11 protein-coding genes are annotated in these 14,000 nt (G+C 73.7%); 8 read left to right on the forward strand and 3 right to left on the reverse strand.

All coding sequences use genetic code 11. The annotated features are described in order from the left end of the window. Positions 1-18 precede the first annotated feature (18 nt). Positions 19-2,292: a catalase gene (locus tag ABZ858_RS17595; RefSeq protein ID WP_361378495.1), complete on the reverse strand. Its 2,274-nt coding sequence runs from the start codon at positions 2,290-2,292 to the stop codon at positions 19-21. 385 nt (positions 2,293-2,677) lie between these two features. Here ABZ858_RS17595 and ABZ858_RS17600 point away from each other — a divergent pair, with 385 nt between their 5' ends. From ABZ858_RS17600 to ABZ858_RS17610, 3 genes are read left to right on the forward strand one after another with little or no spacing between them, the layout of a single operon-like run. Then, the gene (locus ABZ858_RS17600) at positions 2,678-3,373 is read left to right on the forward strand and encodes a hypothetical protein (RefSeq protein ID WP_361378498.1); all 696 of its coding nucleotides are present in this window, start codon (positions 2,678-2,680) and stop codon (positions 3,371-3,373) included. Continuing rightward, positions 3,370-3,660 (forward strand): hypothetical protein, encoded by a 291-nt coding sequence (locus tag ABZ858_RS17605; protein ID WP_361378501.1) that lies wholly within the window; start codon positions 3,370-3,372, stop codon positions 3,658-3,660. The genes ABZ858_RS17600 and ABZ858_RS17605 overlap by 4 nt, the downstream gene beginning before the upstream one ends. Beyond that, positions 3,657-4,421, forward strand: a complete 765-nt coding sequence (locus ABZ858_RS17610; RefSeq protein WP_361378504.1) for a metallophosphoesterase — start codon at positions 3,657-3,659, stop codon at positions 4,419-4,421. The genes ABZ858_RS17605 and ABZ858_RS17610 overlap by 4 nt, the downstream gene beginning before the upstream one ends. A 41-nt stretch (positions 4,422-4,462) precedes the next feature. On the opposite strand, the gene ABZ858_RS17615 is transcribed toward ABZ858_RS17610, so the two are convergent. Then, positions 4,463-5,206, reverse strand: coding sequence for a VC0807 family protein (locus tag ABZ858_RS17615; RefSeq protein ID WP_361378507.1), 744 nt, complete (start codon positions 5,204-5,206; stop codon positions 4,463-4,465). 141 nt (positions 5,207-5,347) lie between these two features. On the opposite strand from ABZ858_RS17615, the gene ABZ858_RS17620 reads away from it, so the two are divergent. From ABZ858_RS17620 to proP, 3 genes are all read left to right on the forward strand, one after another. Next, positions 5,348-5,812 (forward strand): low molecular weight protein-tyrosine-phosphatase, encoded by a 465-nt coding sequence (locus ABZ858_RS17620; protein WP_361378510.1) that lies wholly within the window; start codon positions 5,348-5,350, stop codon positions 5,810-5,812. A gap of 113 nt (positions 5,813-5,925) precedes the next feature. Continuing rightward, positions 5,926-6,747 carry a fructosamine kinase family protein gene (locus tag ABZ858_RS17625; protein WP_361378849.1) on the forward strand — a complete coding sequence of 274 codons (822 nt, stop codon included), beginning with the start codon at positions 5,926-5,928 and terminating at the stop codon, positions 6,745-6,747. A gap of 197 nt (positions 6,748-6,944) precedes the next feature. Beyond that, positions 6,945-8,453, forward strand: coding sequence for a glycine betaine/L-proline transporter ProP (gene proP, locus ABZ858_RS17630; RefSeq protein WP_361378513.1), 1,509 nt, complete (start codon positions 6,945-6,947; stop codon positions 8,451-8,453). A 58-nt stretch (positions 8,454-8,511) separates the two neighbouring features. Here proP and ABZ858_RS17635 read toward each other — a convergent pair whose 3' ends face one another. Next, positions 8,512-9,939, reverse strand: a complete 1,428-nt coding sequence (locus ABZ858_RS17635) for an alkaline phosphatase family protein (RefSeq protein ID WP_361378516.1) — start codon at positions 9,937-9,939, stop codon at positions 8,512-8,514. Between the two features lie 551 nt (positions 9,940-10,490). Here ABZ858_RS17635 and ABZ858_RS17640 point away from each other — a divergent pair. Further along, positions 10,491-11,183 carry a GAF and ANTAR domain-containing protein gene (locus tag ABZ858_RS17640; protein ID WP_361378519.1) on the forward strand — a complete coding sequence of 231 codons (693 nt, stop codon included), beginning with the start codon at positions 10,491-10,493 and terminating at the stop codon, positions 11,181-11,183. Between the two features lie 154 nt (positions 11,184-11,337). Beyond that, positions 11,338-13,956 carry a SpoIIE family protein phosphatase gene (locus tag ABZ858_RS17645; RefSeq protein ID WP_361378522.1) on the forward strand — a complete coding sequence of 873 codons (2,619 nt, stop codon included), beginning with the start codon at positions 11,338-11,340 and terminating at the stop codon, positions 13,954-13,956. The last annotated feature ends 44 nt before the right edge of the window (positions 13,957-14,000 follow it).

Genomic DNA, 14,000 nt, shown 5'->3' on the forward strand with positions numbered 1-14,000 from the left:
GCCATGGTCAGCGGCGGCTCACGCCTCCGCGGGGAAGCGCTCCCAGACGCGGTGGGCGCCCAGGAGCCGGGTGATCTGCTCCAGCGTGGCGGTGCCGCTGTCGCCGACGATCACGCCGGGCGCGTCGGCGGGCACTCCGGCCGCCTCCAGTGCGGCTTCGGCGCCGTGCCACGCGCCGATCGCCTTGCCGTGCCGGAACGCCTCGGACAGCAGCAGCGTGACCCGGGGATCATGGGTGGCCTGCTGGGCGGAGGGCAGCCCGGACTTGGCGTCGCGGGCCCCGTAGGCGTCGGCGCCCACGCCCGGCGTCCCGGCCACCAGGAGGGCGTCGAACTCCACGGACCGGGCGGTGGCGTAGGACCGCTGGACGGTCAGCGCGTCGCCGTCGCCGAGCGTGCCGCCGGTCGGCGCGACGACCAGCGGGACCATGCCCGCGCCGAGCACCGCCTCACGCACGGCCCGTACGCCCTCCAGGTCCCCTTCCGGACCGGTGACGATCCCGATGACCCTGCCGTCCGTGGGCCAGGTCCGCCCGATCTGGGACAGCGCGGGGCTGGGCTGCACATCGGCCGGCACCACCGTGGCCTGCGGCGCGGGCAGGCCGAGCCCGGCGGCGACCTCGGCGCACAGCTCGGCGTCGATGTTGGCCAGCACCTGCAGGCCCCGCTCCTTGATGGCCTGCTCGTAGCACTTGCTCAGCTCGAAGGTGTAGGCGCCGATGATGTGCTCGCGCTCCACCGGGGCCATGCTCAGCCAGAACCGGCGGGGCTGGCTGAAGTGGTCCGCGAAGGTCTCGGGCGCCTCCCTGACCTTCGTCCCCTCCGGGACGCGCACGGGTGCCTCGATGTACGCGCCCATGTCCGCGCCGGCGGTGAACGGGCAGCCGCCGTCCAGGGAGTTGGGCCGGTAGGGGGCCACGCCCCGGTGCACGGCCGTCTGGTGGAAGCTGTCGCGCAGCATGTCGTTGACCGGCGCGTGCGTGCGGTTGATCGGGATCTGCCCGAAGTTGGGGCCGCCCAGGCGGGTGATCTGGGTGTCCAGGTAGGAGAACAGCCGCCCCGCGAGCAGCGGGTCGTCGGTGATGTCGATGCCGGGGACGAGATGGCCGGGGTGGAAGGCGACCTGCTCGGTCTCGGCGAAGTAGTTCGACGGGTTGCGGTTGAGGATCAGCCGTCCGATGGGCTGCACGGGGGCGAGTTCCTCGGGGACGATGTTGGTCGGGTCCAGCAGGTCGATGCCCTCGAAGGTCTGCTCGGGGGTGTCGGGGAAGGTCTGGATGCCCAGCTCCCACTCGGGGTGGGCGCCCGCCTCGATGGCGTCGGCGAGGTCCCGGCGGTGGAAGTCCGGGTCGACCCCGTTGGCGATCTGCGCCTCCTCCCACACCAGGGAGTGCACGCCCAGCTTCGGCTTCCAGTGCCACTTCACGAGTGTCGTCTCGCCCGCCGCGTTGACCAGGCGGAACGTGTGGATGCCGAAGCCCTCCATCATCCGGAACGAGCGCGCCAGGCCCCGGTCGGACATGTTCCAGATGGTGTGGTGGGTGGCCTCGGTGTGCAGGGTGACGAAGTCCCAGAAGGTGTCGTGGGCGCTCTGCGCCTGCGGGATCTCCCGGTCCGGGTGCGGCTTGCCGGCGTGGATGACGTCGGGGAACTTGATGGCGTCCTGGATGAAGAACACCGGGATGTTGTTGCCGACGAGGTCGAAGACGCCCTCGCTGGTGTAGAACTTCGTCGCGAAACCGCGCGTGTCGCGCACCGTGTCGGAGGAGCCGCGCGAACCCAGCACCGTGGAGAAGCGGACGAACACCGGCGTCTCGACGTCCTCCGCGAGGAACGCGGCCTTGGTCACCGAGGCCGCCGTGCCGTAGCTCTGGAAGACACCGTGCGCCGCCGCGCCGCGGGCGTGCACCACGCGCTCCGGGATGCGCTCGTGGTCGAAGTGCATGACCTTCTCGCGCAGATGGTGGTCCTGCAGCAGCACGGGGCCGCGGGGACCGGCCTTGAGCGAGTGGTCGGTGTCGTACAGCCGGGCGCCCTGGGCGGTGGTCAGGTAGCTTCCGCTCTGCGCCATGCGGGCCTGGTCGGCGCCGGTCGGCTGCCCCGTGGGCGAGACGGTCTCCGGTCCGGTCTGGTCCGGCTTGGGCGGCAGCGGCTCCCGGGGCCGGGTCGGCTCGGCCACGGACGGCGACTCGGAACCCGGCTTCCCGGGGATGCCTTCCTGCGGCCCGCCGTCGCCCTGGAGTGCGTCGGCCACCTTGCGGGCGGCATGCTTGATGGGGTTGGCCTCGCTCATCAGTACCGTTCCTCCGGTTCTGGCCGTACCGCCGTGCGCGCGCGTCGGCCGTGTGCTGTCCGATCGCCGGTCGTCTCCGGTCGCGCCGGTTCCCCGTGGGTGAGACCGGACACGGCGAAGGTCAAACAGACATAACACCCTCAACGGGCATCTGCCGTGTCAATCTCTCACGGGGCGCGGACCGGCGCATGGGGCGGGCCGTGAAGGAGTGAACTCCCGGACGCGTCCTCACCTTCGCCCCTCCCTCGTCGGCCACCGCCCCGTCGATCGCCCCCCTCACGTACCCACGGAAAGGCACTCAAGCCCTGCGGATCCATCAGGCTGTGTCGGGACGGCCACGCCGGGTACCCGCCTGCGCACGGTGACCCGGTGAAGGGAGCAGGGCATGACACCGAACGGAGGCGACACGGCTCCCGCCCGGCGGGCGGGATCTCCCGGCCTCCGTCCGGCGGCCGGCGCCACGGCAGGGCCGGTGCACCACGGGGCGCGGCCGCAGGCGGAGCAGGAACTGCCCTGTGACCGCAACCAGGCGATCCTGGAGGCCGCCAAGCAGGTGGGCACCCTCCTCAAGCGCGACGGCCACGCCTTCGCCCTGGCCGGGAGCGTGGCGGTGTACGCGCACGGCGGCAGCGAGAACCTCCAGCACGACGCGGACTTCTGCGTGCTCCCCGAGGACGCCGAGACGGTGGCCGACACCCTGCGCGAGGGCGGTCTGACGGTCTACACACCGCCGGAGGACTGGCTGATCAAGGCCAAGTGCTTCGACCAGGACATCGACGTCATCTTCGAACTCGCCCATCAGCCCGTCTCCCGGGAGATGCTCGGCCGCGCCGAGGAACTGCCGGTCGACTCGGTGCGCATGCCCGTACTGGCCCCGACCGACCTGCTGTGCAGCCTGATCGCCGCGTTCTCCGAGCACCACTGCGACTTCGGGGCCGTCCTGCCCATCGCCCGCGCGCTGCGCGAGAAGATCGACTGGGAACGCGTCCGGCGCGCCTGCGGTGACGAACCCATGCCCGCCTCCTTCTTCTTCCTTCTCGAACGCCTGAACGTCATCGCCCCGCACGAGGAGCAGTCATGAACCAGCACGGCGGAGAGCAGGCCCCCGGCACTCCGGCCGCCGGGGACAACCTGGAGTACCGCGTCGCCCATCTCAGGGAGCGGATCGCCGGCGGGCCCCTCGGCGAACTGGGCGTACGGCTGGAGGTGCGCGGCGAGGCGGTGCTGCTGACCGGCACGGTCCCCTCCGCGCACAGCCGCGACGAGATCTGCGATCTGGTCGACGCGGAACTGCCCGGTCACCCGGTCCACTGCGACATCGCCGTCACCGACGCCTCCTGCCCCGACCACGTGGAGGATCTCGCATGATCCGGGTAGCGGCCGTCGGAGACATCCACATGGCGCCCGAGACGCAGGGCACGCTCCGGCCCGCCTTCGAGACCCTGCCCGACTGCGCCGACCTGCTGCTGCTGGCCGGCGACCTCACCCGGCACGGCACGCCCGAGGAGGCCCGGGTGGTGGCCCGGGAGATCCAGGGCCTGGGGGTGCCGGTCGTCGCGGTCCTCGGCAACCACGACCACCACGACGACCGGCCGGACGAGGTCGCCGCCGTCCTGGAGGACGCCGGCGCGCAGGTCCTGGAGGGCCGCGGAGTCGTGGTGCCGTGCGGCGGTACGCGCGTCGGCGTGGCCGGCACCAAGGGGTTCGGCGGCGGGTTCCTCGGGCGCAGCGCGGGCGAGTTCGGCGAGCCGCTGATGAAGGAGTTCGTCCGGTGCACCCGCCGCTGCGCCGACGGTCTGCGCCGGTCGCTTGAGGAGCTGGGCGAGCAGGGCTGCGATGTGCGGATCGCGCTCACCCACTACTCCCCCGTGCCCGAGACGCTGGCCGGTGAGCCGCCGGAGATCTATCCGTTCCTCGGCAGCTATCTGCTGGCCGAGGCGATCGACACGGCCGGTGCCGATCTCGCCGTACACGGCCACGCGCACGCCGGCTCGGAGAACGGCATGACCAGTGGCGGCGTGCGGGTGCGCAATGTCGCCCAGCCGGTCATCGGGCGGGCCTTCCACGTCTATCAGGTGCACGCCCGGGAGCCGCAGCCCGCCGCCCCGTCGGGCGGACGCACCGGCTGACCGGGCGGCCTCCTGCGTCCGGCGCCCTCGGTCCGACGCCCTCACCCGTCCTGGCACGGCACACCTGCCAGGGCACGGCGGCGGTACCGGACCGTCCAGGTCACCAGCAGGGCTGTCGTGGCGAACTCCACGGCCGTCGAGACGGCGGGCACCTCCCGTACCGGCAGCGTGAGCAGCAGGCCGAACCGCAGGGCGGACTCGGCGACGAGCGCGGTGCCCCAGACGGCGGTCTGGCGGCGGAACATCCGGTCGGTCCGAGGCGTGTTGGCCCCCGCGCGCGGTCGGAAGCGGCGGGCGAGGTAGGCCAGGGCCGGGGTGCGCGTCGCGCAACTGGCGAGGAACACCAGGCCGGCCAGGGCGCTGGTCGCCGGGTCCCGGGCGAGCAGGACCCGTTCGTCACGGGACAGGCACACCAGCAGCAGCATCAGGCCGTAGCTGCCGAGCATCAGCGCGTTGAGCGCGTCGATCCGCCGCGCCCGTGCCGTGGTCCAGACGAGCCGGGCGCCCGCCGCCCCGGCGGCGGCCAGGAGGGAGGCGGTGATGCCCGCCCCGAGGGCCTGCGCGCCGTAGAAGACGCCGGGCGACAGACCGAGGTCGAGCAGCAGACGGAGGCGGCCGGCGGGGCGCCGGGCCCGTCCGCGTCCGGCGGCGGCCGACTGTCCTGCGCGGTCCGCGGGAGTCGGTGCGTGCGCGTGTCGTTCCGCGGCCGGGGTGCTCCGCGTCCCGCTCAGCGTCATGGCCGTGGTCATGGTCCGGGCGACGGCTTCGTGCTGTTTCGTGTCCATGGTGCGAGGCTAGGGACGGCGCGCGCCGCGGTGATCAACCCGTGAGCGGAGACGCGGGTGGATTTCGCGCGGGCCCGGCCTCCACCCGTGGGTGGGTTCCGAGCCGGCCCGGAGAGCGGGGCGCGGCCCTATCCTGGCCCCGTGCACATCTGTTTCGTCTGCAGCGGGAACATCTGCCGGTCGCCGTCCGCCGCGCTGGTGTTCGCCGCGCGGCTGCGCCGGGCGGGCCTGGACCGGGCGGTGCGGGTCAGCAGCGCCGGGATCGGTCCGTGGCATGCCGGTGAGGCGATCGACGAGCGGGCCGGCGCGGCGCTGGCCCGGCACGGCTACCCGGTGGAGCACGTCGCCGCGCAGGTCGGCGCCGAGCACCTGGACGCCGACCTCTTCCTCGCCATGGACCGCGGCCACGAGAAGGCACTGCGCCGTCTCGTGGACGATCCGTCCCGGGTGCGGATGCTGCGCGCCTTCGACCCGGAGACGAGCGGCGACCTCGACGTGCCCGACCCCTATTACGGCGGTCCGGAGGGCTTCGACGAGGTCCTGGCCATGATCGAGGCCGCGGTGCCCGGCCTGCTCGCCTGGGTGCGCGAGCACCTGCCGTCGTGACCGGCGGCGGCCCGGCGAGCCGGGAGGACCCGGGCAGGCCGCGGAACCCGGAGGGCCCGGACAGCCCGCGGAGCCCGGAGGACCCGGCGACCCCGGAGGCCGCCGCGGCCCGGCTGACCGGCTCCGCCGTGCGGGCGCGGCGCCTGCTGTCCGCGACGCTCACCGAGGTGGCCCTCGACGACGGCCGGACGGTGATGGTCAAACGCGGTGAACCGCCGGGCGCGGTGCGCGCCGAGGCCGCGGGGCTGCGCTGGCTCGCCGACGCCGGAGCCGTACGGACTCCCGCGGTGTACGGGGACGATCCGCGCTGGCTGGTGACCGACCGGGTCGCCACCGGCCCGCCGGACGCCCGTGCCGCCGTCCGCTTCGGCCGCGATCTCGCCGCGCTGCACGCCGCCGGGGCGCCCGCGTTCGGGGCGCCGCCGCCCGGCGGCCCGGAGGAGGCGTACATCGGGCTCGCGCCCATGCGCAACACCCCCGGCGGCGACTGGCCGGGCTGGTACGCCGAGCACCGGGTGCTGCCCTACCTGCGCCGCGCGGTCGACGAGGGCGCCCTGCGACCCGGCGGCGCGGCCGTGATCGAGAGAGTACTGGAGCGGCTGCCGGAGCTGGCCGGTCCCCCGGAGTCGCCCGCGCGGCTGCACGGGGACCTGTGGAACGGCAACGTGCTGTGGGGCGCGGACGGGCAGGTCCGGCTGATCGACCCGGCCGCGCACGGCGGCCACCGGGAGACCGACCTCGCGATGCTCCGCCTGTTCGGCTGCCCGCACCTGGACCGGGTGCTGGAGGGCTACCAGGAGGCGGCGCCGCTCGCCGACGACTGGGCCGACCGCGTCGCACTGCACCAGCTCTTCCCCCTGCTGGTGCACACCGTGCTGTTCCGGGGCGGGTACGCGCAGCAGGCGGTCGCCGCCGCCCGCGCCGCCGACCGGTGACGTGACCCACGGCCGACGCGGCCCATGCCGTATCCACGGCCCACGCGGCCCGCGCCGTACCCACGGCCGGCGCGGCCGGTGCCGTACCCACCGCCGACGTGGCGAATCTCGCTCTCGCCAAGTGATCCGTTTGCCATTGCCACGAATGAGCAAGCGATCTCCTGGATGACCCGCGCCGGCAGAGAGGAGCGCCCACCATGGCGGACAACGGAGACGATCTTCGGGCGACCGATGCCGACCCCGGCGCACGCAGACGTCACCGCACGCTGTTCCGGGCGATCGAACGACGCAGGAACCCCCCGCTGCGCCGGACCGACATCACCGTCACCGACGAGAGCGCCGTACGGCGGGCGGTGAAGGCGGCCTCGCTCGGCAATGCCATGGAATGGTTCGACTTCGGCATCTACAGCTATCTCGCGGTCACCATCGGCCATGTGTTCTTCCCGTCCGGGAACGGCACCGTCCAACTGCTGTCGTCGTTCGCCACTTTCGCGGTCTCCTTCCTGGTACGTCCGCTGGGCGGCATGGTGTTCGGCCCGATGGGCGACAAGATCGGCCGCAAGAAGGTCCTGGCCCTGACCATGATCATGATGGCGGTCGGCACCTTCGCCATCGGCCTGATCCCGGCGTACCGGACGATCGGCTTCTGGGCTCCGGCCCTGCTCATCCTCTTCCGCCTGGTGCAGGGCTTCTCCACGGGCGGCGAGTACGGCGGCGCCTCCACGTTCATCGCGGAGTACGCCCCCGACCGGCGGCGCGGCTTCTTCGGCAGCTTCCTGGAGCTGGGCACGCTGGCCGGATACGTCGGCGCGGCGGGCCTGGTGACGCTGCTGACGGCGCTGCTCGGCAGCGACGGGATGGAGTCGTGGGGCTGGCGCGTGCCGTTCCTGGTGGCCGGTCCCATCGGGATGGTCGGCCTCTACCTGCGGCTCAAGCTGGACGAGACGCCCGCCTTCCGGAAGCTGGAGGACGCCTCCGAGCACCGGGCCTCCGAGGCGGCGTCGGCCGTGGAGTCCACCGCCAAGGGAGACATCGCGAAGATCTTCCGGGAGTACTGGCCGACCCTGATCCTGTGCGTCTGCCTGGTCGGCGCCTACAACATCACCGACTACATGCTCCTGTCGTACATGCCGACCTACCTGTCGGACGAGATGGGGTACTCCGAGACGCACGGTCTGCTGATCCTCATCGTCACCATGGTGGTGCTGATGCTGCTGATCAACCAGGTGGGCCGGCTCTCCGACCGGATCGGCCGCAAGCCGGTGCTGATGACGGGCATGGTCGGCTTCCTGGTGCTGTCGATCCCGGCGTTCCTGCTGGTCCAGCAGGGCAGCCTGGTCGCCGTCTCGGGCGGGATGCTGATGCTGGGCCTGTCCCTGGTGTGCCTGCTCGGCACGATGTCCGCGGCGCTGCCCGCCCTCTTCCCCACCCAGGTGCGCTACGGCTCCCTGTCCATCGGTTACAACCTCGCCGCCTCCCTCTTCGGCGGTACGACCCCGCTGGTGATCACCGCGCTGATCTCCGCCACCGGCAGCGACCTGATGCCCGCCTACTACGCCATGGCGGCGGCGCTGGTCGGGGTGGTCGCGGTGGCCTGCATGAAGGAGACCGCGCGCCGTCCGCTGGCCGGCTCCCCACCCTCCGTGGCGACGCCCGAGGAGGCCGCACGGCTGGTGGAGAGCCAGGCTCCGGTGCCCAAGTTCTGACGGGTCGGCCTCAGCCCCCCGGGCTCGGTCCCCGGGGACCGGTCCCTGGGGACCGGGCTCACAGCTGCGGCCGGTGCCCCCGCTCCTGGTGCGGGAACCGCTGGTCGGCGCCGGGCAGCGTCGGCTTCGGCAGCGTCGCCACCTCCTCCTTGGCCTTCTGCAACTGCGCCGCCGTGTCGTGCGGCAGCCGCGGCGGGCGCGGGCGGGCGCGGGAGAAACGGAAGGGCGAGGTGAAGTCCCCGAACGCCTCCCGCCGCCAGGCACTGATGTTGGACTCCTCGACGCCGGTGAAGCGCTCCAGGAACTGCAGCACCGAGGTGTGGTCGAAGGCCTCCGTGGCCACCCAGCCGCCGACCGTCCAGGGGGACACGACGATGGCCGGGACGCGGAAGCCGCCGCCGATCGGCAGCCCCTTGATGAACTCGCCGGACGTGCCCTGGGGCGGGGTCGGCGGGGCCACGTGGTCGAACAGGCCGTCGTTCTCGTCGTAGTTGAGGATGAACGCGGTCTTGCGCCATACCTTCGGGTTGGCCGCGATCGCCTCGATCTTCGAGGCCACGAAGTCGGCACCGGCGGCCGGCAGGTAGTCCGGGTGCTCCGACTGGTAGCTGGTCGGCATGATCCACGAGACCGCGGGGAGGCGGTCGTTGCGGGCGTCGTCCTCGAAGGTGCCCTCCGGCTGGGGGCGCACGCCGCGCTCGTACAGCTCCGAGCCGGGCTGCGCGTTCTTGAAGGCGGCGAACTGCTCCAGCATGTTGCAGCCGTAGTCGTCGTCCTGCTGGTACACCTTCCAGCTGACCCCGGCGGCCTGCAGCCGCTCCGCGTACGTCGTCCAGCGGTACGGAGTGGGCGCGGAGTTGCTGATGACCGGGCCGCCCTGGGTGCCGCCGGGGTCGATCGTCCCGGTCATCCACATCAGCCGGTTCGGCCAGGTCGGCCCGAAGACCGAGCAGAAGTAGTTGTCGCAGATGGTGAACGTCTCGGCCAGCGCGAACTGGAACGGTATGTCCTCGCGCGTGTAGTAGCCCATGACGTAGGGGCCGTTGACGCCGTCCGCCTTGCGGTGCGCGGGCAGCCAGCGGTCCATCTTGCCGCCGTTCCACGCCTCGTGCTGCACCGACCAGGCGTGGCTCGTCGAGGGGATGGCCTGCGCGCTGGACTTGTGGGTGTCCAGGTGGAAGGGGAGCAGGTAGCCCCGGGGGTTCTCGGTGTCCGGCTGGTAGAAGACCGAACGCCCGTTGTCGAGCTTGATCGCGTCGCGGTCGCCGAAGCCGCGGACTCCCTTGAGGGTGCCGAAGTAGTGGTCGAACGACCGGTTCTCCTGCATCAGCAGGACCACGTGCTCGATGTCACGCAGCGAGCTGTGCCGGGGCGGCTCGGCGGCGACGGCCTTCTGGACGCTCGGCGGGAGGAGGGAGAGCGCCGCGGCGCCGCCCAGCGCGCCCGCGGCCGAACCCAGGAGTCTGCGGCGTGTCAACTCGGCCATGATTACCCCTTCTTGAGCGGGAAAGGCTCTCACGTGTCACGTCCCGCCCGGGTGCGGAACGGACCGCCGACCACTCTCTGCCCGTCCCGGCAGCGGGAATCAGGGGATGCGAGTGAACAAGTGGCCAACGTGTGGGATGAGTTTGGCCAAGCCATGACCGGGTGCGCGGACACAGCGCGCGATGTCGCGCACAGAGTCGATTTCATCACCGGGTAGGACCAACGCACCGTCAGCCGGCCCCCGCCGTACCGATCCCGTCCGCGTCCCCTCGGGCGGACGGTGCGCAGGGCGTACGCCGGGGCACGCAGGCGAACGTACGGCAGGGGCAGCGCACGGCGGCCCGCCAGCACCGATGGCTCGCCTCCGTACACCCCTGGGTCCGTACGGCCGTACGGCCGTACGGCCCACCCGGCACGCCCGGCACGCCCGGCCTCATGATCGCCTTCCCCGGTACGGCCGCGCGGGCGCGATACGCTGCGGGTGCCGGCGTCCGTCGGCGACGTCACCCTCGCATCGGTGCACGCGGCTGGGAGAAGGGCGGGTGCGGACGGATGGACTGGCGTGACTTCGCCGAACAGATGGCCGACCTCGCCCGGCGTCTGCTGGCCCAGGATTCCGCCCAGGCGACCCTGGACGAGATCGTCCGCGCGGCGGTGGAGCTGATCGACGGGTGCGAGGCGGCCGGGGTGCTCGCGGTGCGCCGGGGCCGTGCCGTGACCCTGGCCGCGACCAGGGACATGGTCGACCGGTCCGACCGGTTGCAGGGCGAGCTGGGCGAGGGACCCTGCTTCGACGCCGCCCGCCGGGTCGACGGCGACCGGCTGTTCCGCATCACCGACATGACCGAGCCGCAGCCCGACTGGCCGCGGTACGCGCCGGCCGCCCGCGACCTGGGCATCGGCAGCATGATGGGCTTCCTGCTGTACACGGACGAGCAGGACTTCGGGGCGCTGGACTGCTACTCCGGCCGCCCCGGCGCCTTCACCCGGGAGAGCGAGACGGCCGGCTGGCTGCTCGCCTCGCACGCCGCCGTCGCCCTGGCCGGTGCCCGGACCGTCGACCAGCTCGAACACGCCCTGGAGACCCGGCACGCCATCGGTGAGGCCATGGGCATGCTGCGCGAGCGCCACCGGCTCAGCGAGGACGACGCCTTCGCGGTGCTGCGCCGCATCTCCCAGCACCACAACATCAAGCTCCGCGACGTGGCTGAGAACATCCGCGACCGGGCCCGCGAGAAGCCCTGACGGACGCCCCCGCCAGCACACCCGCGGCAGGCCCGTGGCGCACCCGCGGCACGCCCGGACCCCGCCCCGCGGCCCGCGCCGGGTGCGCGGCGGGGGCCATCTGGCGCATCCTTGCTGTGTCGTCCTCAGACGGCGCAGGGACGAGGTAGAGCCGATGACGGGCAGAGCCGAGCAGGCGCACCGGACGGCGGCCCGGCTGGGCGCGCTGCTGGCCGACGCCGCGGTCGGGGCGATCGGCGCGGCCGACGGCCTGGCGGCCGGGCTCTACCTGCGGTCGGGCACGACGCCGGGGCTGCTCAGGCTGGCCGTGCTCGCGGGACTGCCCGCGCCGCTGTTCCGGCCCTGGTGGCGGATGGACGTGGACCGCGGGTTCCCGGTCGCCGACGCCTACCGGCTGGGCCGCCGGGTGGTGCTGCCCAACGCGGCCGAGGCCATGCGCCGCTATCCGCAGTTCGCGGCCGGCCTGCCGTTCCCGTTCGGCTCCCTGTACGTGCCGGTGACCGGCGGGGCGGCCACGTTCGGGGTGCTGGCCGTGCTGCGCCGGTCCGTGCCGGAGGCGGAGACGGCGGAGGCCGCCGAGCTGCTGTCCTGCCGGGACCGGGTGACGCGGGCGGCCGAGCGGCTGGGCGCGGAGCTGGCGCGGTGGGAGCACGGCGGCGGCCCCGCGGTGGTCTGGGACGGGGAGCCGCTGTCCGTCCGGCCGCCGGCCGCCCGGGCCGTCGAAAGCCGGGTCGGGCGGTTCGTCTGGGACCCGGTGAGCGACACCGTGAGCGCCGACGAACGCTTCCACGTCCTGCTGGGCCGCCCGGCCGCGGACTTCGCCGGGACCGGCCGGGCCCTCGCGGAGACCGTGGCGGCCGGGGAGGGCCATCAGGTGCTGGCCGCGCTGCGGGAGACCGCCGCGGGCCGGCCGCCCGCCCTGCCGCTGCCCGTGCGCACCGCGGCCGGCGCGCTGCGGCTGATGGAGCTGTGGGCGCCGCAGGCCGGGCGCGCGCCGGGCCCGTGCCGGGTGAGCGGCACCCTGCGCGATCCGGGTCCCGGCCCGCTGGGCGACGCGGCGGCCGATCTGCTGCCGGACGGCGTGCTGTGCGCGGACCGACTGGGGACGGTGGTCTACGCCAATCCGCGCGCCGCGCAGCTCCTGGGCCGGCCGCGCAGAGCACTGGTGGGCCGGCCGCTGTGGGACAGCGCGCCGTGCCTGAGCCATCCGGCGTGCGAGGACCACCTGCGCGCGGCCCTGCTCTCGCCGGGGCCGGTGCACTTCCACGTCAGCCGGCCGCCCGCGGACGACAGGGCGGCGGCCGCCGACCGGCACGACGGCGCCCTGCTCGCGCTGTCCGTGCACGCCGGCCCCGACCTGCTGACCTGTGTCGTCCGGCCGGCCGAGCAGCCCGTCCTGCCGGTGGACGCCGCCGCCCTGCCCGCGGCCCCGGCCCAGCCGGCCGAAGGACCCGGCGGGACCCACGGGCCCGCTCCCGGGTCGCCCGTGTCCGGTTCCGGTGCGGCCGCGCACCTGTACCGGCCGATCGTGCTGGCGATCGCCCTGACCGAGGCCGTCACCGCCCGCCAGGTGTCGGCGGTGGTCATGCGGGAGCTGCTGCCCGCCTTCGGCGGCAACCGGCTCGCCATCTACCTGCTCCAGGACCGGCATCTGTACCTGGCCTGGGAGACCGGTTTCCCCGACGGCTTCCTCGCCCCGTTCGAGGGGGTGGGCCTGGACGCCCATGTCCCCGGGGTGGAGACGCTCACCACCGGGCACCCGCTCTTCTTCGACTCCATGGACCAGATGGCGGCCACCTACCCGGGCCTGGCCCTGGACGCCGACGTGGGCTCGCGCGCCTTCCTGCCGCTGATCGCCTCGGGCCGCCTGGTGGGCTCGTGCATCCTGGGCTTCGACCGCCCGCGCGGCTTCAGCGGCGAGGAACGCACGGTGCTGACGGCGCTCGCCGGGCTGATCGCCCACGCGATGGAGAAGGCACAGCGCTACGACACCGAGGCCGCCCTCGCCCGCGGCCTCCAGCAGGCGCTGCTGCCCCGGCGGCTGTCGGTCCACCCGGAGGTGGAGACCGCCGGACGCTATCTGCCCGGCACCCAGGGCATGGAGATCGGCGGGGACTGGTACGACGTGGTGGCCGCCGGGGACGGGCTGGCCCTGGTCATCGGGGACGTCCAGGGGCACGGTGTGCAGGCGGCCGCGACCATGGGGCAACTGCGCAGCGCGGTACGGGCCTTCGCGCTCGGCGACCGGCCGCCCGACGAGGTGCTGAGCGGCACCAACCATCTGCTGACCGACCTGGACCCCGGGCAGTTCGCGAGCTGCTGCTACGTCCGGCTGGACCCGGTCACCGGTGTGGCGCGGGTGGCCCGGGCGGGGCATCCGCTGCCCGTGCTGCGCCACCCGGACGGCCGCACCGAGGTCTGTGACGTGCCCGGCGGTGTCGTCCTCGGGGTGGAGCCGGGCGCCCGCTATCCGGTGACGGAACTGCGGCTGGCACCGGGCGCGATCCTCGCCCTGTACACCGACGGGCTGGTCGAGCGGCCGGGTATCGACATCGACGACGGGGTCGGCGCGCTGTGCGTCGCCCTGGCGCGGGTCGGGGCGTCGGCCGCGCGCCCCGGCGGGCGGCCGCTGACGAGCGTGGCCGACCGGCTCACGGCGACGGCCCGGCACTCCGCCGACCGGCCCGACGACATCACCCTGCTGCTCACCATGCGGCGGCCCGCGCCCCCGGCCCGCGCGGGCGCCTCGCGGCTCCGGCGCGCGTCCTCATGAGAAGGATGTGACGGGCCTCGCCTCACCGGGCGCGACAGTGTAGA

Origin of the sequence: Streptomyces sp. NPDC047017 (assembly GCF_040644175.1) — a bacterium.
Classification (GTDB): domain Bacteria; phylum Actinomycetota; class Actinomycetes; order Streptomycetales; family Streptomycetaceae; genus Streptomyces.

Excerpts from the sequence above, each read along its gene's own strand:
- ABZ858_RS17595 (WP_361378495.1), bottom strand. The coding sequence starts at position 2,292 with ATGAGCGAGGCCAACCCCATCAAGCATGCCGCCCGCAAGGTGGCCGAC.
- ABZ858_RS17600 (WP_361378498.1), top strand. The coding sequence starts at position 2,678 with ATGACACCGAACGGAGGCGACACGGCTCCCGCCCGGCGGGCGGGATCT.
- ABZ858_RS17605 (WP_361378501.1), top strand. The coding sequence starts at position 3,370 with ATGAACCAGCACGGCGGAGAGCAGGCCCCCGGCACTCCGGCCGCCGGG.
- ABZ858_RS17610 (WP_361378504.1), top strand. The coding sequence starts at position 3,657 with ATGATCCGGGTAGCGGCCGTCGGAGACATCCACATGGCGCCCGAGACG.
- ABZ858_RS17615 (WP_361378507.1), bottom strand. The coding sequence starts at position 5,206 with ATGGACACGAAACAGCACGAAGCCGTCGCCCGGACCATGACCACGGCC.
- proP (WP_361378513.1), top strand. The coding sequence starts at position 6,945 with ATGGCGGACAACGGAGACGATCTTCGGGCGACCGATGCCGACCCCGGC.
- ABZ858_RS17635 (WP_361378516.1), bottom strand. The coding sequence starts at position 9,939 with ATGGCCGAGTTGACACGCCGCAGACTCCTGGGTTCGGCCGCGGGCGCG.
- ABZ858_RS17640 (WP_361378519.1), top strand. The coding sequence starts at position 10,491 with ATGGACTGGCGTGACTTCGCCGAACAGATGGCCGACCTCGCCCGGCGT.
- ABZ858_RS17645 (WP_361378522.1), top strand. The coding sequence starts at position 11,338 with ATGACGGGCAGAGCCGAGCAGGCGCACCGGACGGCGGCCCGGCTGGGC.